Origin of the sequence: Pseudomonas kitaguniensis (assembly GCF_009296165.1) — a bacterium.
In the GTDB taxonomy this organism is placed as follows: Bacteria; Pseudomonadota; Gammaproteobacteria; order Pseudomonadales; family Pseudomonadaceae; genus Aquipseudomonas; species Aquipseudomonas kitaguniensis.
In genome coordinates, this window is record NZ_VUAZ01000160.1 from 1 (window position 1) to 19,326 (window position 19,326).

18 protein-coding genes and 3 pseudogenes are annotated in these 19,326 nt (G+C 61.3%); 12 read left to right on the forward strand and 9 right to left on the reverse strand.

Features of this window, described 5'->3' with window-relative positions; translation table 11 throughout:
* Window positions 1–212: 212 nt before the first annotated feature.
* The 4 genes and pseudogenes from F0169_RS23910 (at window position 213) to F0169_RS23925 (ending at window position 2,501) form a co-directional block, all read left to right on the forward strand.
* Window positions 213–520: pseudogene (locus F0169_RS23910) on the forward strand (MazG-like family protein).
* Entirely contained in the window at window positions 513–1,262 is a 750-nt protein-coding gene (locus F0169_RS23915) for a methyltransferase (protein ID WP_152747796.1), read from the forward strand. The pseudogene F0169_RS23910 and the gene F0169_RS23915 overlap by 8 nt, the downstream one beginning before the upstream one ends.
* A 24-nt stretch (window positions 1,263–1,286) precedes the next feature.
* On the forward strand, window positions 1,287–1,898 hold the full coding sequence (locus F0169_RS23920; protein WP_152747797.1) for a DUF4136 domain-containing protein: 612 nt from the start codon (window positions 1,287–1,289) through the stop codon (window positions 1,896–1,898).
* Between the two features lie 45 nt (window positions 1,899–1,943).
* Window positions 1,944–2,501, forward strand: coding sequence for a DUF4136 domain-containing protein (locus tag F0169_RS23925; protein ID WP_058414643.1), 558 nt, complete (start codon window positions 1,944–1,946; stop codon window positions 2,499–2,501).
* Between the two features lie 18 nt (window positions 2,502–2,519).
* Here the strand turns inward: F0169_RS23925 and F0169_RS23930 are convergent, their stop codons facing one another.
* Together F0169_RS23930 and F0169_RS23935 are read right to left on the reverse strand one after the other, a co-directional pair.
* Window positions 2,520–3,368 (reverse strand): MaoC family dehydratase, encoded by an 849-nt coding sequence (locus F0169_RS23930; RefSeq protein ID WP_152747798.1) that lies wholly within the window; start codon window positions 3,366–3,368, stop codon window positions 2,520–2,522.
* A 2-nt stretch (window positions 3,369–3,370) separates the two neighbouring features.
* On the reverse strand, window positions 3,371–4,723 hold the full coding sequence (locus F0169_RS23935; RefSeq protein WP_122251870.1) for a 3-oxoacyl-ACP reductase: 1,353 nt from the start codon (window positions 4,721–4,723) through the stop codon (window positions 3,371–3,373).
* A gap of 109 nt (window positions 4,724–4,832) precedes the next feature.
* Here F0169_RS23935 and F0169_RS23940 point away from each other — a divergent pair.
* Window positions 4,833–6,109 (forward strand): annotated as a pseudogene (locus tag F0169_RS23940) (acetyl-CoA C-acetyltransferase).
* Between the two features lie 135 nt (window positions 6,110–6,244).
* Window positions 6,245–7,144: a PA4780 family RIO1-like protein kinase gene (locus tag F0169_RS23945; protein ID WP_058414639.1), complete on the forward strand. Its 900-nt coding sequence runs from the start codon at window positions 6,245–6,247 to the stop codon at window positions 7,142–7,144.
* Window positions 7,145–7,230: 86 nt separating this feature from the next.
* Here F0169_RS23945 and cueR read toward each other — a convergent pair whose 3' ends face one another.
* The 3 genes and pseudogenes from cueR to F0169_RS23960 form a co-directional block, all read right to left on the reverse strand.
* Complete coding sequence (cueR, locus tag F0169_RS23950; protein WP_152747799.1) at window positions 7,231–7,632, reverse strand: Cu(I)-responsive transcriptional regulator; 402 nt, start codon at window positions 7,630–7,632, stop codon at window positions 7,231–7,233.
* Window positions 7,629–9,829 (reverse strand): annotated as a pseudogene (locus F0169_RS23955) (heavy metal translocating P-type ATPase). Before F0169_RS23955 ends, cueR begins: the two are co-directional and overlap by 4 nt.
* Before the next feature lie 66 nt (window positions 9,830–9,895).
* Window positions 9,896–10,276, reverse strand: coding sequence for a hypothetical protein (locus tag F0169_RS23960; RefSeq protein WP_152747800.1), 381 nt, complete (start codon window positions 10,274–10,276; stop codon window positions 9,896–9,898).
* Between the two features lie 159 nt (window positions 10,277–10,435).
* Here F0169_RS23960 and F0169_RS23965 point away from each other — a divergent pair, with 159 nt between their 5' ends.
* Together F0169_RS23965 and F0169_RS23970 are read left to right on the forward strand one after the other, a co-directional pair.
* Window positions 10,436–10,633 (forward strand): heavy-metal-associated domain-containing protein, encoded by a 198-nt coding sequence (locus F0169_RS23965; protein ID WP_058414635.1) that lies wholly within the window; start codon window positions 10,436–10,438, stop codon window positions 10,631–10,633.
* 87 nt (window positions 10,634–10,720) lie between these two features.
* On the forward strand, window positions 10,721–11,914 hold the full coding sequence (locus tag F0169_RS23970) for a multidrug effflux MFS transporter (protein WP_058414634.1): 1,194 nt from the start codon (window positions 10,721–10,723) through the stop codon (window positions 11,912–11,914).
* Window positions 11,915–11,922: 8 nt separating this feature from the next.
* Here the strand turns inward: F0169_RS23970 and F0169_RS23975 are convergent, their stop codons facing one another.
* From F0169_RS23975 to F0169_RS23985, 3 genes are all read right to left on the reverse strand, one after another.
* Window positions 11,923–12,105, reverse strand: coding sequence for a hypothetical protein (locus F0169_RS23975; protein ID WP_058414633.1), 183 nt, complete (start codon window positions 12,103–12,105; stop codon window positions 11,923–11,925).
* 145 nt (window positions 12,106–12,250) lie between these two features.
* Window positions 12,251–13,264 (reverse strand): zinc-binding alcohol dehydrogenase family protein, encoded by a 1,014-nt coding sequence (locus F0169_RS23980; protein WP_058414632.1) that lies wholly within the window; start codon window positions 13,262–13,264, stop codon window positions 12,251–12,253.
* Window positions 13,265–13,289: 25 nt separating this feature from the next.
* A complete protein-coding gene (locus F0169_RS23985) occupies window positions 13,290–13,583 on the reverse strand; it encodes a putative quinol monooxygenase (protein WP_058414631.1) in 294 nt (97 codons plus the stop codon).
* Window positions 13,584–13,700: 117 nt separating this feature from the next.
* Between F0169_RS23985 and F0169_RS23990 the strand changes: the two genes are divergently transcribed.
* From F0169_RS23990 to F0169_RS24000, 3 genes are all read left to right on the forward strand, one after another.
* On the forward strand, window positions 13,701–14,630 hold the full coding sequence (locus tag F0169_RS23990) for a LysR family transcriptional regulator (RefSeq protein ID WP_058414630.1): 930 nt from the start codon (window positions 13,701–13,703) through the stop codon (window positions 14,628–14,630).
* A 134-nt stretch (window positions 14,631–14,764) separates the two neighbouring features.
* Entirely contained in the window at window positions 14,765–15,451 is a 687-nt protein-coding gene (locus F0169_RS23995) for an ArsR/SmtB family transcription factor (RefSeq protein ID WP_152747801.1), read from the forward strand.
* A 103-nt stretch (window positions 15,452–15,554) separates the two neighbouring features.
* Complete coding sequence (locus F0169_RS24000) at window positions 15,555–16,925, forward strand: MFS transporter (RefSeq protein WP_152747802.1); 1,371 nt, start codon at window positions 15,555–15,557, stop codon at window positions 16,923–16,925.
* A gap of 79 nt (window positions 16,926–17,004) precedes the next feature.
* Here F0169_RS24000 and F0169_RS24005 read toward each other — a convergent pair whose 3' ends face one another.
* Window positions 17,005–17,958, reverse strand: a complete 954-nt coding sequence (locus F0169_RS24005) for an adenosine deaminase (RefSeq protein ID WP_099238683.1) — start codon at window positions 17,956–17,958, stop codon at window positions 17,005–17,007.
* Between the two features lie 192 nt (window positions 17,959–18,150).
* Here F0169_RS24005 and F0169_RS24010 point away from each other — a divergent pair, with 192 nt between their 5' ends.
* The gene (locus tag F0169_RS24010) at window positions 18,151–19,245 is read left to right on the forward strand and encodes a calcium:cation antiporter (RefSeq protein ID WP_152747803.1); all 1,095 of its coding nucleotides are present in this window, start codon (window positions 18,151–18,153) and stop codon (window positions 19,243–19,245) included.
* Window positions 19,246–19,326: the final 81 nt, after the last annotated feature.

Genomic DNA, 19,326 nt, shown 5'->3' on the forward strand with positions numbered 1-19,326 from the left:
TGTGGGAGGGGCTTGCTCCCGAGGCGGCGGTCAGATAAATTATTTTTCAACTGACACACCGCAATCGGAAGCAAGCCTCCACAGTTTGAATGCATTCTGCTTGGGGGATTGTGGTCTTGGAGGCCTGCAGCAAACAACCTGAATATGCCCAAGGGATTCACTTGCCTTCATCCCTGATCCCCCCGAAGCTATACACCTTCAGGAGCCCCCGCATGAACCTTGAACACCTCACCGAACGCCTGCACCGTATCCGCGATGCCAACGACTGGAAGCAATTCCACAGCCCGAAAAACCTGGCCATGGCGCCAGCGTCGAAATGTCCGAGCTGGTGGAAATTTTCCAATGGCTGACCGAAGACCAGTCGCGCCAGTTGCCCGCCGACAAGCTGGCGCATGCCGGGCAGGAAGTCGGCGACATTGTGCTTTACCTGCTGTTGCTGTGCAGTGAGTTGGGCCTGGACATGAACGAGGTGGTGCGCGCCAAACTGGCCGACAGCGAACGGCGGTTTGCCCATGAGTGATCGTCATTTCGACCAGTTGGCCACGCGCTTTGCCGAAAAAATCTACGGTGGTGCCAAGGGCGCGATTCGCTTGGCGGTGCTGCAGGCCGACCTGATCGAAGCCCTGCCGGACCGCCCGTTGCGTGTGCTGGACATCGGCGCGGGCTTGGGGCATATGTCGCTGTGGCTGGCCGAACGTGGCCATCAGGTAACGTTGGCCGAACCGGCTGAGCCGATGCTTGAAGGCGCGCGCCAGCGGTTTGCCGAGGCCGGGCAGACAGCTACGTTTATTCATGCGCCGTGGCAAGAACTGCTCGGCCAACTTACCGAGCCCTACGACCTGGTGCTGTGCCACGCGGTGTTGGAATGGCTGGCCGAACCGCATGCGATATTGCCGGTGCTGCACCAGCTCACGGTGCCTGGTGGCTGGCTGTCGCTGGCGTTCTACAACCGCGATGCGCTGATTTATCGCAACTTGCTAAAAGGCCACTTCCGCAAGATGCGCAAGAACGATATGGCCGGCGAAAAGCAGAGCCTCACGCCGCAACAACCGCTCGACCCGCGCGAGTTGGCGGCGCAACTCGAAGGGCTTTGGCAGGTCGAAAGCCAAAGTGGCGTGCGGGTGTTCCACGACTATATGCCGGTGGAATTCCAGGCCCGCGCCGATTTACAGGGCGTGTTGGAGATGGAACTCGCGCACCGTCGTCATCCAAGCTTTGCCGGGCTTGGGCGTTATTTACACTGGATATGCCGTCCGGTTTAAGCGGCCCAGTTTGCGGAGGTCGAAATGCGTCGTCTCTGTTTGATCCTGTTGTCGGTGGGGCTGAGCGCCTGCTCCAGCCCCAACCCTTATGTGGCCGCGTCGGCGCCGATACCGCCCGCGCCGATCCAGGCGGCAAATACCTTTGATGCCAGCGCCTACCCGGCGCCGGTGCGTGACTATGGCGCCTACCGCAGCTGGGGCTGGCTGAACGGCCAGTTGCCTGCGGGCACGGCGTGGGCCGACTCGGCGCAAATTGCCGAAGCGGTCAGCGGCGCCCTCGACCAGCGCGGGTTGCGCCCGCTGCATGACAACCGCGTGCCCGACCTGTTGGTCAGCGCCGACGTGCGCATCGAAAAGCGCCTCAGGCAAGTTCAGGACGACTACGCCTATGGTGGCGGCGGGTATGGCGGGTATAACCGCTATGGCAACGGCTATGGCGCTTACAACACGGTGCCAATCGTGCGCACTTACGAAGTCACGGTAGCGGTGGCACGTATCAGCCTGTTTGACGCGCGCACCCGCCAGCCGGTCTGGAGCACCAGCGCCGAAACCGCCAGCCAGGGCAGCCTGAGTGAGCGCGCTGATGCATTGCGCGAGGCGATGCAGAAGGCGATGACCGCTTACCCGCCCAGTTAGCCGCTATTCTTATCTCAGGCTTACATCGTCTTTTGGAGAAACACCATGCTTCGTCGCATCGCTGCACTGGCTGTTGTTGTGTTGTTGGGGGGTTGCCAGACCAGCCAGGTTAACCACGATTTTGACGCCAGCCGTGATTTCGGCGCCTACCGCAGTTGGGCCTGGAAAAGCCCGGCCTTGCAATATCGCCCGGATGATCCGCGCATCGAGAGTGACCTCACCGAGCAACGTGTGCGCCAGGCCGTGGGCGAGCAACTCGACCAGCGCGGTTTGCGCCCCGCAGCGGCAGGCGCCAAAGCCGACCTGAACATACAGGCCTACCTGATCGTCGAAGATCGCCAGCAGCAAGTCACCACCAACTACGGCGGCGCTTGGGGTGGCCCGTGGAATGGTTATTGGGGCGCGCCGGTGTACAACGAAACGCGCAATGTCACTTACAAAGTCGCGACCCTGCAGATCGACCTGTTGGATGGCAAAGACGGCAAGCTGGTGTGGCGCGGCAGTGACGAGCAGATGATGGCCAGCTCGCCCAACCCGCAGGACCGCAGCAATGCGATTCGCACCACCGTGGCTAAAATCCTCTCCAACTACCCACCGCGTTAAACCGTGGCCGGTGAGTATTCAAGCAATCGGCCGCCAACGGCCGACCATGTGCTCAATATCGCCCGCGCCCTTTAACAGCAGCTCGCCACTGGAGCCGGGCGCGCTGCTGAGTAAAGTCACTTCACTCGGCAGGCGTACCGGCTTTTTGAACTCGACGACTATTTCGATGTTCGCCGCAGGCAGGTGTTCGCCCATTACCGCGAGGGTGTGCGCCTTGTTCCACAAGCCGTGTGCGATGGCCTGCGGGAAACCGAAGAGTTTGGCGGTCAGTGCGCTCAAATGGATCGGGTTGTAATCACCGGACACTCTGGCGTAACGCCGGCCAATGTCGGCAGGTGCCTTCCAGGCGGTTAATTGGCTGACCTGCGTGGGGCTGGGCACTGTGTGATCGGTGGGCGCGCCATCAAGTTTTACGCCCCGGCAGAGCATGCGGCTCTCGGCTTCCCACAGCAGGCCGAGCGAGTCGACCACGGCGGTGACCACCTCAAAGGTAGCGCCCTTGGCGTGTGGCTGCAGGTTTTGTGCGTGCACCGCCACCGTCAAATCACTCACGGCGCCCAAAGGCCGATGGATACGGATGCGGTTACTCAGGTGAATCAGCCCGAGCAGCGGGAACGGAAAGTTTTTTGCGGTCAGCAGTTGCATCTGCAGGCCAAACGCGAGGATGTGCGGATAGGTCGCCGGCAGCATCGGGCTGTCGGCAAACCCGCAGACTTTACGGTAGGCCGCCACGTTCGTGGGGTTCACCCGCACGCGGCAACGCAAGCCCTGTTCGGGCAAGGTGCTGCCGGTGATCTTGCGCTTGAGCGCCGCGCGCCAATACAACGGCGGCAACAACGGCGTACTGCCTAACGTCTGCCAATCCATGTTTATGCTCCCAGTAGACTTTGCCCGCACACCCGCAGCGCTTGGCCGCTGACCGCACCGGAACCCGGCTGGCCGAGCCAGGCCACCGCCTCGGCAACGTCTTGCGGCAAGCCGCCCTGGCCCAGCGAACTCATGCGCCGCCCGGCTTCACGCAGGGCAAACGGGATGTGTGCGGTCATTTGGGTTTCGATAAAACCCGGCGCCACCGCATTGATGCTGATCCCGCGTTCCCCCAGCAACGGCGCCCACGCTTGCGCCAGGCCGACCAAACCGGCCTTGCTCGCGGCATAGTTGGTTTGCCCACGATTACCGGCGATGCCGCTGATGGAGGCCAGCAGCACCACGCGGCCGTTGTCGTGCAGCGTGCCGCTGTCCAGCAGCGCTTTGGTCAGCACTTGTGGCGCGTTGAGGTTAACCGCGAGCACCGCGTCCCAGTACTCCGGGGTCATGTTCGCGAGGGTTTTGTCGCGGGTGATACCGGCGTTGTGCACCACGATGTCGATGCCGTCCGGCAGGTGTTCGATCAACTGCGTGGCAGCGTCTTCAGCGCAAATATCCAGCGCGATGGCGCGGGCACCGAGGCGCGCGGCCAGGGCTTCGAGGTCGGCCTTGGCCTGGGGCACGTCGAGCACGATGACCTGTGCGCCGTCGCGCGCCAGGGTTTCAGCGATGGCGGCGCCAATCCCGCGGGCGGCGCCAGTGACCAGTGCCTGGCGCCCGGCCAGCGGGCGCGTCCAATCCTCAACCGGCGTGGCGCACGCCTGCAGGCGAATTACCTGGCCGGAGATATACGCGCTTTTCGGCGACAGAAAAAACCGCAGCGCACCTTCCAGTTGGTCTTCGGCGCCGTCGCCGACATACAGCAACTGCAGCACACCGCCGCTGCGCAATTCCTTGGCCAATGAACGGCTGAACCCTTCAAGCGCGCGCTGGGCGCTGGCGGCGAACGGGTCTGTGAGGCTTTCCGGTGCACGGCCAAGGATCACCACGTGTGCGCTGTGATCGAGATTTTTCAGCAGCGGTTGAAAGAATTCGCGCAGTTGCTTGAGCTGGTCGGTGTGCTGCAAAGCGCTGGCATCGAACACCACGGCTTTGAGCTTGGGGCCGTGCCCCGGAATCCACGCGGGCGCCGCCAGCGGTGCAGGGCCGTAGCTGTAAATCGCGTCGGTGAGCTTGTTCGCAAAGGGCAGCACCTTGGCCGCCAGTTCGCCACCGCCCAGCAGCAGCGCGCCTTCCACGGGGCGCAGGCGCCCGGCTTGCCAGCGTTCCAGGCGTACCGGTGACGGCAGGCCAATGGCGGCGACCAGGCGTTGGCCGAGGCTTGAGTTGGCGAAGTCGATATAACGGTCAGACATGGAACGCTCTCCGAGTGCTGGGGTTCAAACGGTGGACCATCGATAGGTGAAAGTCGTTCGATTGAGGCTAGTCTCAAAGACTCAACCCACAACCTTCAGGGAGTTTTCCATGACTCAATTGCGCCGTGTAGCGATTATAGGCGGCAACCGCATCCCCTTCGCCCGTTCCAACGGCCCCTATGCCACGGCGAGCAACCAGGCGATGTTGACCGCTGCCCTGGAGGGTTTGATCGAGCGCTACAACCTGCACGGCCTGCGCATCGGCGAAGTGGCGGCGGGTGCGGTGCTCAAGCACTCGCGCGACTTTAACCTGACCCGCGAATGCGTGCTGGGCTCGCGCCTCTCGCCGCAAACGCCAGCCTACGATATTCAGCAGGCGTGCGGCACCGGCCTGGAAGCTGCGTTGCTGGTGGCCAACAAAATTGCCTTGGGGCAGATTGAATGCGGTATTGCCGGCGGCGTCGACACCACCTCCGATGCGCGATCGGGATAAATGAAGGGCTGCGCAAGCTCTTGTTGCATGCCAACCGCAGCACATCCATGGCGGATAAATTAAAAGTCTTGTTACAACTTAGGCCACAGCACCTCAAGCCGGCGTTGCCGCGCAACGGCGAACCGCGCACGCGCCTGTCGATGGGTCAGCACTGCGAGTTGATGGCGCAAACCTGGCAGATTCCGCGCGCCGAGCAAGACCAATTAGCCCTGGAAAGCCATCAGAAAATGGCCGCGGCCTACGCCGAAGGCTGGCACGACGATTTGCTCACGCCGTTTCTTGGCCTGACCCGCGACAATAACCTGCGCCCTGACTTGACCCTGGAAAAACTCGCCAGCCTTAAACCAGCGTTCGAGCGCAGCGAAAAGGGCACGCTGACGGCCGGTAACTCGACGCCGCTCACCGATGGTGCGGCGTTGGTGCTGCTGGGCAGTGAAGCCTGGGCCAAGGAGCGCGGTTTGCCGATTCTGGCGTATTTGCGTGACGGTGAAACCGCAGCAGTGGACTTCGTCAATGGCGCCGAAGGCTTGTTGATGGCGCCGGTGTACGCGGTGCCGCGTTTGCTGGCGAGAAACGGCCTTACCTTGCAGGACTTCGATTACTACGAGATTCACGAAGCGTTTGCCGCCCAGGTGTTGTGCACGCTCAAGGCCTGGGAAGATGCCGACTATTGCAAGACGCGTCTGGGCCTGGACGCGCCGTTGGGCGCCATCGACCGCAGCCGGCTCAACGTCAAAGGCAGTTCGCTGGCCGCCGGTCATCCGTTTGCCGCCACCGGCGGGCGTATCGTCGCCAACTTGGCCAAGTTGCTCGACGCTGCAGGCAAGGGGCGCGGGCTGATTTCGATCTGCGCCGCTGGCGGGCAGGGTGTCACGGCGATTATCGAGCGCTGAATCAAGCAAAAAATTGGCATATTGAATGCATTCTTAACGCGTCAAAGGTCGGTAGCCCCTCCCACCGGCGAGTGGATTGCCGTATAACGAGTGCCATACGCGTATTTGGTAATAAAGGACCCACAATAAAAGCTGATGAAGACTCCTAAACGCATTGAACCCCTGATCGAGGACGGTCTGGTCGACGAGGTGCTGCGCCCACTCATGAGTGGTAAAGAAGCAGCTGTTTATGTGGTGCGCTGTGGCAACGAATTGCGTTGCGCCAAAGTTTACAAGGAGGCGAATAAACGAAGCTTTCGTCAGGCGGCCGAATACCAGGAAGGCCGTAAGGTGCGTAACAGTCGCCAGGCCCGGGCGATGGCCAAGGGCTCCAAATTCGGCAAGAAAGAAACCGAAGATGCCTGGCAGAACGCTGAAGTAGCGGCGTTGTTCCGCTTGGCCGGTGCGGGCGTTCGCGTGCCCAAGCCTTACGACTTCCTTGAAGGCGTGCTGTTGATGGAACTGGTGGCCGACGAGTACGGCGATGCTGCGCCGCGCCTGAACGATGTGACGCTGGAGCCCGATCAGGCGCGCGAATACCACGCCTTCCTGATTTCGCAGATCGTGCTGATGCTGTGTACCGGCCTTGTGCACGGTGACCTCTCCGAGTTCAACGTGCTGCTCACGCCGACCGGCCCGGTGATTATCGACCTGCCACAAGCGGTCGATGCTGCGGGCAACAACCACGCGTTCAGCATGCTGGAGCGCGATGTGGGCAACATGGCTTCCTACTTCGGGCGCTTTGCCCCGGAGCTGAAGAAGACCAAGTACGCCAAGGAAATGTGGGCGTTGTACGAAGCCGGCACCTTGCACCCGGCGAGCATCTTGACCGGCGAGTTCGACGAGCCGGAAGAGTTGGCGGACGTTGATGGCGTGATCCGCGAGATCGAAGCGGCACGGCTGGATGACGAGCGTCGCCAAGCGATTCGCGCGGCGGATGATGTGCCACAGAGCAAAGTACCGGACGAGCCACCGCCACCGCCCTGGATGCAGTGACCTTCAGGTACATGAAGATCTAAAAACAGTGGGGGGGAGCAAGCCCCCTCTCACAGTTTGTCTTGGACTTATTCAGTTGGATTCAATCAGGCGCAGCAGTTACCTGAAGCCAACTCCTTGAGAATCGGGCAATCGGGTCGGTGATCGCCCTGGCAGTGCTCTACCAAGTCCTGCAACGTATCGCGCAGTTGCTCTAACTCGCGAATCTTCTGATTCAGCGCCTCGATATGCCCCCGCGCCAAGGCTTTCACGTCAGCGCTGGCGCGTTGCCGGTCTTGCCACAACGTCAGCAACTTGCCGACTTCCTGCAAAGAAAACCCCAAATCCCGCGAACGCTTGATAAACGCCAGCGTGTGCAAGTCGTCGGCGCTGTACACGCGATAGCCGCTGTCGGTGCGCTGCGCAGCGTTGAGCAAGCCGATGGACTCGTAGTAGCGAATCATCTTTGCGCTCAACCCGCTGTGGCGAGCGGCTTGGCCGATATTCATGGGCGTTGATCCTCCAAATCCTTGGGTTTCCAGGTTTTTAACAGTAACGCATTGCCCACCACACTCACGCTGGACAAGGCCATTGCCGCACCGGCCAACACCGGGTTGAGCAGGCCGAACGCGGCCAGGGGAATACCGATCAAGTTATACACAAAGGCCCAGAACAGGTTTTGGCGAATTTTTGCGTAAGTCTTGCGGCTGATCTCCAGCGCGGCCGGCACCAGGCGCGGGTCGCCGCGCATCAAGGTGATACCGGCTGCGTGCATGGCCACGTCAGTGCCGCCGCCCATGGCGATGCCAATATCGGCGGCGGCCAGGGCCGGGGCGTCGTTGATGCCGTCGCCGACCATCGCCACCACGCCAGTTTGTTTAAGGTGGGCGACCGTGGCGGCTTTGTCGGCCGGGAGTACTTCGGCGTGTACGTCGTCGATGCCCAGCGCGTCGGCCACCACCCGTGCACTGCCGCGATTGTCGCCGGTCAGCAAATGGCTGCTGATGTGCTGCGCTCGTAGTTGCTGCACGGCCGCCAGGGCGCCGGGCTTGAGCGTGTCGCCAAACGCAAACACCCCCAGCACACGCGGTGGTGCGCCTTGCTCTATGAGCCACGACAACGTGCGGCCTTCGGCTTCCCACTGGCTTGCGTTAGCGCCCAGGTCCCCGGCGCTCAACGCGTGTTCTTCGAGCATGCGGCGATTGCCCAGCGCCAGTTGCTTGCCATCCAGTGTGCCAGCAATGCCACGCCCGGCCAGGGCTTGGCTGGCACTCACATTCGCCAGGCTTAGCGCTTGCTCGCGGCAGGCCTCCAGCACGGCCTTGGCCAACGGGTGTTCGCTGCCGCGTTGCAGCGCGCCAGCCTGTTGCAACAGCAGGCGCTCATCGCCATCGACTGCCGCCAGATGGGCGATTTTCGCGCGCCGCAGGTGAGTGTGCCAGTCTTGTCGAACACCACCGCGCTCACTGCATGCGCGCGCTCCAGCACGTGGGCGTCCTTGATTAATATGCCGTAGCGCGCCGCGACGCCGGTGCCGGCCATGATCGCGGTGGGCGTGGCCAGGCCGAGTGCGCACGGGCACGCGATCACCAGCACCGCCACCGCGTTAATGATCGCGTTCTCAAGCGGCGCGCCGTAGAGCCACCAACCCACCAGCGTGATCAACGCCAGCACCAGCACCGCCGGTACGAATACCTGGCTGACTTTATCCACCAGTGCCTGAATCGGCGCCTTGGCCGCTTGGGCGTCTTCCACCAGACGGATGATGCGTGCCAGTACGCTTTCTGCGCCCAACGCCCGCGTGCACACCAGCAAACGGCCTTCGCCGTTAATGGCGCCGCCGGTGACTGGGTCGCCGGGCTGTTTCGGCACCGGCAGGCTTTCGCCGCTGATCAGCGCCTCGTCCGCATGACTTTGGCCGTCCAGCACCTCGCCGTCCACCGGAAAGCGCTCGCCGGGTTTGACCACCACTTGATCACCAAGCCTTAACGCGCTGATCGCGACGTCTTCTTCGCGCCCGTCGCGCAGGCGAATCGCGCGTTCCGGGCGCAGGGCTTCGAGGGCACGGATGGCGCTGGCGGTCTGGCGTTTGGCGCGGCTCTCCAGGTATTTGCCCAGCAGCACCAGGGCGATGACCACGGCGGACGCTTCGAAATACAGGTGCGGCGTAGTGCCCACCGGCGCGCTGAGCCATGTGTAGAGGCTCAGGCCATAACCGGCGCTGGTGCCGATGGCCACCAACACATCCATATTCCCGGCCCCGGCCCGCACGGCTTTCCAGGCCGCTGTATAGAAGCGCGCGCCAACGATGAATTGCACCGGCGTGGCCAATGCAAACTGCACCCAGGCGGGAAGCATCCAGTGCAGCCCGAACGGTGCTGCCAGCATCGGCACTACCAGCGGCAGCGCCAACAGGATGGCGAGCAACAGCCACCCGCGCTCGCGCTGCAATCGCCGAGTTTGGTTGGCATCGGTGGCGGTTTGGCTGTGCGGCAGGGTGGCGGTGTAGCCGGCTTTGTCGACGGCAGCGATCAATACGTTGGGGTCTATTTGGCCCAGCACGTCGACATGTGCGCGTTCGTTGGCCAGGTTGACGCTGACGTTTTGCACCCCCGGCACCTTGCCCAGCGCGCGCTCGACTCGGCCAGCACAACTGGCGCAAGTCATGCCGCTGATCGGCAGGTCAAACGTGGTGGGTCGGTTCATGGGGCAGCTCTCCAAGAGAAGTTGCCCTTATGATCAACCTTGACCTGTGGGGAAGGTCAAGCGTGTTTAATATTCCAGCGCGGCAGGTTTCAGGTACATACCGTCCGGGCCTTGGGCGATACGCAACTTGCGCACATCACCGGCTTTCAGCGTGATGTTCTGCGCCGGTGGCGCCAGCAGGCCCGGCAGGCAGCCGGCAGATTGCCCCGGCAGCAACTTCAGGCGCAGCGACACGTCGCCTGCGGGCAAGTTGAACGAGGTGGACTGTTCCTGGAACAGGCGCCCGGCCAGTTGGTCCTGAATGTACAGGCCGATTTCGCAGTTGGTCGGCACTTCAAGGCGCTCGCGGGAAATGATCAGCACCGCATAGTCTTGATCGGCACTCGCCATGGGCGCAGCGGCAGACAAACTCAACAGGCCGATAAGGCAAAAAAACGACCAGCGCATGGCAATGCTCCATGATTCATATCCAAGAGAAATGAAGCTTGGCCGAGGCTGCGACCGAATACCAGCCCGGCGCATCGTTTAAGCGCTACGTTTAGACGCTTGACCTTGCCATCGTGGCAAGGTCGACACTGCGCTCACCCTCATTAAAGGAGTCATGTGATGCATGTATTCAGCGTTGAAGGAATGACCTGCGGCCATTGTGTTCGGGCGGTAACCCAGGCGGTGCACAGCCAGGACCCGGCGGCGAGCGTGAACGTCGACCTGGCGGCGAAAACAGTCGCGGTTGAAAGTCGCCTGTCTGCCGACCAAGTGATCAGCCTGATCAGCGAAGAAGGCTACACCGCCACGCCGGTTTGAAGTTTCTGATAGTTAGCGAGCTATCGTTATGTTCACGGCACCCAAGCGCGGCTAGACTGTCGGGCTGCCGACTCACTTGGGTGTCTGATGAACCTCCGCATAATCCTGATTCTGGGCGCCTTGAGCGCTTTTGCGCCGCTGGCGATCGACTTTTATCTACCAGGCTTCCCGGCCATGGCGACGGCCTTTGCAACCGACGAAAAACATATCCAGTTGACCCTTGCGGTGTATTTCGGCGGCCTGGCGATTGGCCAATTGGTCTACGGCCCGCTGGCCGACCGCTTTGGTCGGCGTGGCCCGCTGCTCAGCGGTGTGGTCCTGTTTACGCTGGCGTCCTTTGCCTGCGCCTACGCGCCGTCGTTGGAGTGGCTGATCGGCGCGCGTTTTGTGCAAGCGCTCGGCGGTTGTGCGGGCATGGTGATTTCGCGGGCAGTGGTCAGCGATAAATGTGATGCGGTGGGCTCGGCCAAGGTGTATTCGCAACTGATGCTGGTGACCGGCCTGGCGCCGATCCTCGCGCCGCTGGCGGGCGGGGTGATGGTTGGGTTGTGGGGCTGGCAATCGATTTTTCTGGCGTTGTCGATGTTCAGCGTGATGGCGGCCATCGCGGTGGCGGTCGGGTTGCCCGAAACGTTCCCGGCCGACAAGCCGCGCCAGCCTTTGTCCGGCTCGCTGCGCCGCTATGCCGGGCTGCTCTCGGACCGGGTTTACCTCGGTTACGCCCTGACCGGTGGCATCTCGATTGCCGGGATGTTTGCCTACATCGCTGGTTCACCGTTCGTCTTCATAAAACTGTATGGCGTGCCTGCCGAGCATTACGGCTGGGTATTTGGCTCCAACGCTGCGGGCTTTATTTTGGTGGCGCAATTGAACGCGCGGTTGCTGGCTAAACGCGGCCCGGCGTTTTTGCTCTCGCGCACCGTGTGGGTGTATGTGCTGGCGGCGTTGACCTTGCTCGGTGTCACCGCCTTGCGCACCGACGCGCTGTGGCCATTGCTGGTGCCGCTGTTTATTTGCATCGCCAGTTTGGGCTGTATTTTGCCGAACACCTCGGCTTGCGCCATGAGCGGGCAAGGTGCTCGCGCCGGCAGTGCCTCGGCATTGCTCGGCTGCATCCAGTTCGGCGTGGCGGCCGGGGCGGCGTCATTGGTCGGCGTGTTGCACGACGGCACGGCGATGCCGATGGCAATGGTCATCAGCTTGTGCGGTGTGTTGGCGGTGACGGTGGCCGTGTCGACCCAGCGCCTGCAACGGGCGAGGGCCGCGCAAGCGCAGGTCTGAACGGCGGGTCAGCCAGCAGCGGAGCGTTGCTGGCCAAGCGGGAAACGGTGGGGCGCCTGGATACGCGCTTGCAGGGTGTCGGCGAAGGCGCGGGCCTCGGCCTCGCTGCGGAAGGTGAACGCGTCGCCGTCGAGACGAACCTGCCATTTGGCGCCGGGGGATTTTGCTAACGCTTTTATCAGGATTTTCATTGCTGACTTCCTTACGTAAAAGAATCGTGGCAAAGGCGGCCAATATAAACCCGTACGCGTTCACACATATTACAAAGATCAACTCTCTGACTAGCGGTGTCGTCCATTACCCACAGCAATAACAGACGACACTGACAGCCGTTTTTTAAAACCCTTCCAACACGATCTTGCCCTTGGCCTTGCCGCTCTCCAGCAGCGCGTGGGCGCGGCGCAGGTTTTCTGCGTTGATCACACCGAAGTGTTCGCCTACCGTGGTTTTCAAGGTGCCGGCGTCGATCAGTTCCGCCACACGGTTGAGCAGGTGGTGCTGTTCGATCATGTCTGGCGTCTCGAACATCGAGCGCGTGTACATGAACTCCCAGTGCAATGACAGGCTCTTGCGCTTGAGTGAGCTGACATCCAGCGCTTTGGGATCGTCGATCAGCGCCAGTTTGCCTTGAGGTTCCAGGGCTTCCACCAATTGGCTCAAGTGATGGTCGGTCTGGGTCAGGCTGGCAACGTGGGTGACGTGCGGGTGGCCGGCCGCTTTCAGCGCTTCGCTCAACGGCTGGCTGTGGTCGATCACCAGGTCGGCGCCGAGTGCCTTGGCCCATGCCTGGGTTTCGGGGCGCGAGGCGGTGCCGATGACTTTCAGCGCAGTCAGTTGGCTGGCCAATTGGGTCAGGATCGAACCCACACCGCCGGCGGCGCCGACGATCAGCAAGCTCTGGCCCTCGTCGTCTTTGCTTTCACGCACTTGCAGGCGCTCAAACAGCAATTCCCAGGCGGTGATGGCGGTCAGCGGCAGCGCGGCGGCGTCGCTGAAGCTCAGGCTCTTGGGCATATGGCCGACGATGCGTTCATCCACCGTGTGCAGTTCGCTGTTGCCCCCGGGGCGCACCAGGGAACCTGCGTAGTAGACCTTGTCGCCGACGTTGAACAGTGTCACGTCACTGCCGACCGCCTTGACCACACCGGCCACGTCCCAACCCAGTACCTTGGGGTCGCCATTTTCCGGGGCGACGTTGTGGCGCACTTTGGTGTCCACCGGGTTGACCGAGATGGCTTTGACTTCCACCAGCAGGTCGCGCGGGCCAGCGACCGGCTCGGGCAGTTGAATATCTTGCAGGGATTTTGCGTCGGTGATCGGCAGTGAGGCGTAGTAGGCAATAGCTTTCATGAGGGCTCCGGGAAAAGGGCGGTGATCAGGCGAGGAAGTTCAGGCGCTTGATGTCGACGTGTTCAAGCACGTCGGCGGCCTTGGCGCGGAAACTCAGGATATGCGCGCTTTGGTCGTGGTCGGCCAGCGCCGCGTCGTCGCTCCAGCGTTCGAGCATGTAAAAGGTCTCGGGGTGTTTCAGATCTTGGTACAGGTCGTATTGCTCGCAACCGGGTTCAACCCGGGTCGGCTCCAGCAGTTCGCGCAGCATGGGTTCCAGCGTGGCGTGTTGGCCGGGTTTGGCGATCAGCGTGGCGATAACGTTAAACGCAGTGGGCATATTCAACTCCTGACACGTAATGAACGGGATGGGCAGATAATTGGCTATTTCCCGCGAAGATAAAAGCCGCTAAAACAGCAGTCTGTTTCAATGGAATTTTGATAATGAGGCGGATGCATGCTGCGTTTTGATGATTTGCAGTTGTTTGTGCGCGCCGCCGACTTGGGCAGTTTGTCGGCCGCTGCGCGGGTCATGGACCTGTCGCCTGCGGTGGCCAGCGCGGCCTTGAAACGCATCGAGCAGCAACTCGGCGCGCGCCTGCTGGCACGCTCCACCCGCAGCCTGCGCCTGACCGCCGAAGGTGAAGGCTTTTTGGAATACGCGCGTGCCGCGTTGAGCTCGCTGGACGAGGGGCGGCGCTTATTGGCCAGTGGCCAGGACCACGTCAGCGGCGTGCTGCAACTGTCGGCGCCTTCGGATTTGGGGCGTAACCAGCTGTTGCCATGGTTGGATGAGTTCCAGCGTGAGTACCCGCAACTGAGCGTACGCCTGCTGCTGGGCGACCGAATCGCCGACCTGTTCCGCCAGCCGGTGGACATCGCCCTGCGTTACGGCGAGCCCGAAGACTCCAGCCTGATCGCGCTGCCTATCGCCCCACACAATGTGCGCGTGCTGTGCGCCGCCCCCAGCTACCTTGCCCGGTATGGCGAACCGCGGCATTTGGAGCAATTGGCCCAGCACAATTGCTTGCTGTATATGCTCGGCAGCCGCGTGCATGACCACTGGGCTTTTCACGACGGCAAGCGCGAAGTCAGCCTGACGGTCAGCGGTGACCGTTTCAGTGACGACGCCGACGTGGTGCGCCGCTGGGCGGTGGCGGGTGTCGGTATCGCCTACAAATCCTGGCTGGATGTGAGCTGCGACGTGCTGGCCGGGCGCTTGCGCGTGATTCTGCCGGAGCTGCGCGGCGAGCATACGCCGCTGAATCTGCTGTGCGCGCATCGCGCGCAATTGAGCAAGCCGATCAACTTGCTGCGCGAAATGCTCGTGTCCCGCTGTGCGAATTTGACGGCGCAATGGCCGGGGCGATTGAACACTGCGCAATAGCTTGCACAAAAGCCGGAAATTTCACTCAGGTGCTGTCCCTTTCTGCGCTGTCAGACGCCGCGGAATCGAGGGTTTGCGCCCCTATACTTTGGTTCCAACCGCAGCAGATAAATGATTTAACAAGGAGTGAATACATGGAATCAGCACCGTGCATCAGCCAGATCGCCAGCTTGCTCTGCGAGCCCAAACGCGCCGCCATACTCTGGGCCTTGATGGACGGCTCGGCCAAGTCTGCAGAGGAGCTGGCGACGCTGGCCGGGTTGTCGTCGGCATCGACAATCGCGCATTTATCCAGGCTCACCGCAGGCGGTTTGCTGCGCATCGAGGCGCTGCGTGGCAAGCGGCTGTTTCGCGTGGCGGCGACCGATGTCAGTACCGCCATCGACGCGTTGGCCAATACCACCGTTGCCAGTGCTGCGCGCAGCACGCCGGATGTTTTGCCGCAGGCCTTGCTGGCGCCAGCGCCCTTGCGGCGAGCCCGCTTATGCCACGGCCACTTGGGCGGTGAGCTGGCCGCCGGGCTGTACCAGCGGTTGATCGCCGCAGGCTGGATCGACCGGCATGAACTGCGTACCGGCGTTACCGTTGCAGGGGTGAAACGCCTGGCGGGGGTGGGCATTTTTACCCAGGCGTTGGCCTCGCCGGTTGCCTGCGACTGTTTTGACTGGAGCCAGCAGCAACCGCACTTGGGTGGCGCATTGGGGGCGGGGCTGTTGCAACTTTTTTTACAGTCCGGCTGGATCAGCGTGGTCAGCGAGTCGCGCGCCTTGCTGGTCACCGACAGCGGGCTTGCGCGCATCAACCAATTGGTTGCGGCCTAGGCGCTCAGCGTCGTTCAGAGTATCAGTCAGGTCGCATCCAGCAATAACCTGCGAAAACGATGCCGCACACTCACCGAGGGGTTTTTCACACAGGGGGTGCGGCATGGGTATGCAAGGCTATAGCGCAGCGGAACGGCTGGAACGGTTGCCCATCAGCGGTTACCACCGAATCATCTTTATCATCATCGCCCTGGCGTTTTTGTTCGACTCCATGGACTTGGCGATGATGACCTTTCTGTTGGGCTCGATCAAAACCGAGTTCGGCCTGAGCACGGCCCAGGCCGGTTTGCTCGCCAGTTCGAGTTTTTTTGGCATGGTGCTCGGCGCTTCTTTGTCCGGAATGCTGGCGGATCGCTTTGGTCGCAAGCCGGTATTCCAATGGAGCATCGTGTTGTGGGGCCTCGCCAGTTACCTGTGTTCGACGGCGCAAACGCTGGAGACGCTGACGCTGTTTCGCATCTTGTTGGGAATCGGCATGGGCATGGAGTTTCCGATTGCGCAGTCGATGCTGTCGGAACTGATTCCGGCCAAGGGGCGCGGGCGTTATATCGCCTTGATGGATGGGTTTTGGCCGTTGGGTTTTGTGGCGGCGGGTGTGCTGTCGTACTTTTTGCTGCCGGTGATCGGTTGGCGTGACATCTTTTTGGTGTTGGCAGTGCCGGCAGTATTTGTGTTGGCGATTCGGTTTTTTATCCCGGAGTCGCCGCGCTGGCTGGAACAGGCGGGGCGGTATGCAGAGGCGGATAAGGTGTTGCAGGGCATTGAGCAAAAAGTGCGCGATTCACTGGGGCGCGCAGACTTGCCCGAACCCGTGGCAATGCCACGGGTTGAAAGTGTGCCGGGGACTTTTTTCTCGGCGTTTCAGCAGCTGTGGTCAGTGCAGTACCGCCAGCGCACGATGATGATCTGGAGTGTGTGGTTTTTTGCGTTGCTCGGCTTTTACGGGCTGACCTCGTGGCTGAGTGCGTTGTTGCAGCAATCCGGTTTTGCCGTGACCCAGTCGGTGTATTACACGGTAATCATTTCACTCGGCGGAATTCCAGGCTTCTTGATGGCGGCCTGGCTGGTGGAGCGCTGGGGGCGTAAACCGGTGTGTGTCGTGACGTTGCTGGGCGGCGGGGTGATGGCGTTTCTGTATGGGCAAAGTGCAGTGTTTGGCGGCAACGTGGGGCTGTTGATTACCTCGGGGCTGTTGATGCAGTTCTTTTTGTTTGGCATGTGGGCGGTGCTCTACACCTACACGCCAGAGTTGTACCCCACCTCGGCGCGGGCCACCGGTTCCGGGTTTGCTTCGGCGATTGGCCGGGTGGGGTCGTTGCTCGGGCCGTTAGTCACCGGTTTGGTGTTCCCGATGACAGGGCAGGGCGGCGTGTTTGCCTTGGGCGCGCTGTGTTTTGCAATCGCGGCGCTGGTGGTGTGGTTATTCGGGAGGGAGACCAAAGGCAAAACCCTGGAAGAACTCACCGAACTTTGATCGCCAACACAAAACAACTGTGGGAGCTGGCTGGCTCCCACATTTTTGGTCTGTGTTTAATGGCGCTGTGTTTTACCTGTTACGGCTTTACCAACCGCGCATCCAGGCTGTTCTGCGCCAGGCGTTTGGCCTGGTCCTGGGTCATGCCCAGGGAGGTGTACAGCGCGTGGAAGTTCTCGGTCACATAGCCGCCGAAGTACGCCGGGTCATCCGAGTTCACTGTCACCTTCACGCCACGCTCAAGCATGTCGAGGATGTTGTGCTGGGCCATGTCGTCGAACACGCAGAGTTTGGTGTTGGACAGCGGGCACACGGTCAGCGGGATCTGTTCGTCGATGATCCGCTGCATCAGGCGCTCATCTTCAATGGCGCGCACGCCATGGTCGATGCGCTGGATTTTCAGCAGGTCGATGGCTTCCCAAATGTACTCGGGCGGGCCTTCTTCGCCCGCGTGGGCGACGGTTAGGAAGCCTTCGTGGCGGGCACGGTCGAACACGCGCTGGAACTTGCTCGGCGGGTGGCCCATTTCCGAACTGTCGAGGCCGACGGCCACAAACGCGTCACGGAACGGCAGCGCCTGGTCGAGGGTTTTTTCAGCCTCGGCTTCGCTCAAGTGGCGCAGGAAGCTCAGGATCAAGCCGCTGGTGATGCCCAGTTGCTGCTCGCCATCTTTGAGTGCAGCGGCGATGCCGTTAAGCACCACTTCGAACGGCACGCCACGGTCGGTGTGGGTTTGCGGGTCGAAGAACGGCTCGGTGTGGATCACGTTCTGAGCCTTGCAGCGCAGCAGGTAGGCCCAGGTCAGGTCGTAGAAGTCCTGAGAGGTGCGCAACACATCGGCGCCCTTGTAATACAGGTCGAGAAATTCCTGCAGGTTGTTGAAGGCGTAGGCCTTGCGCAGGGTTTCGACGTCGTTCCACGGCAGCGCAATCTTGTTGCGTTCGGCCAGGGCGAACATCAACTCAGGCTCCAGCGAGCCCTCCAGGTGCAGGTGCAATTCAGCCTTGGGCAGGGCGTTGAGCCAATCGTACATGTCTAAATTCTCATCAGGTGCAATGGCGGCATTCTACAGGCCATGGCCGAAATAATCGGCAAAACCTGACCAGCAGGAGAGTTTTGGCTTATTCGCGCAAGGGCCGTGCGAACCAAGATGTAACGAAACGTTAGCGGCGTGGTGCAGTCTGTACACCATCAATGACTGATTCACCGTTCAATAAGGCCCGGAATGCTCACATCCCTCAAGCAAGAAAAATACATGCTGCTGGCGCTGATTGCCGCCATCGCCGCCTACCCGCTGGAGCATTTTATGCTGCACAGCGGGCAGATGGTGGCGCTGCTCGCCGGTTTATCGCTGATTGGCTTTATCGTTATGGCGTCGATGCGCGTGGCTCACCATGCCGAACAATTGGCGGAAAAAGTCGGCGACCCCTACGGCACGATGATCCTGACGCTGGCTGCGGTGCTGGTGGAAGTGGTGATCCTGGCGATCATGATGAGCAACGAGCCTTCGCCGACGTTGGTGCGCGACACGATTTATTCAGCGGTGATGCTCGACATTAACGGCATCCTCGGTCTCGCCGCGCTGATGGGCGGCATCAAGCATGGCGAACAGTCCTACAACGATGATTCGGCGCGTACCTACAGCGTGATGATCCTCACCGCCATGGGTGTGTCGATGGTGGTGCCGGAATTTATCCCCGAGGCCGACTGGAAAATTTACTCGGCCTTCACCATCGGCGCGATGGTGGTGCTCTACACCTTGTTCCTGCGCATGCAGGTGGGCCCGCACAGTTATTTCTTCAGCTACAGCTACCCGGAAAAACGCCGCAAGAAACAGCCGGAAGAACAGCAAGAGGAAGCGCCGGTCAACCTGGCATTCTCGATTGGTACGCTGGTGTTTGGCGTGGTGGTGATCGGCGCGCTGGCCGAAGTGATGTCCAAAACCCTCGACTTGGGCCTTGAAGGTACGGGCGCACCGCCGGTGATTACGGCGATTGTGGTGGCGGCCATTTCGGCGGCGCCGGAGATTTTGACCGCATTGCGCGCAGCCTTGGCCAACCGCATGCAATCGGTGGTGAACATCGCCTTGGGCGCGTCGTTGTCGACGGTGATCCTGACCGTGCCGGTGATGGAAGCCATGGCGCTTTACACGGGCCAGCCGTTCCAGATGGCGATGACGCCGGTGCAAACGGTGATGGTGTTTATCACGTTGATCGTCAGCGCGATCAACCTCAACGATGGCGAAACCAACGCTATCGAAGGCATGACGCATTTTGTGTTGTTTGCGACGTTTATCATGCTGTCGCTGCTCGGGCTGTAAGCGCTCAACCCATATGGGCCGCCCTTTGTGGGAGCGGGCTTGCTCGCGATTGCGGTGTGCCAGTTGAAAATACTTATCTGA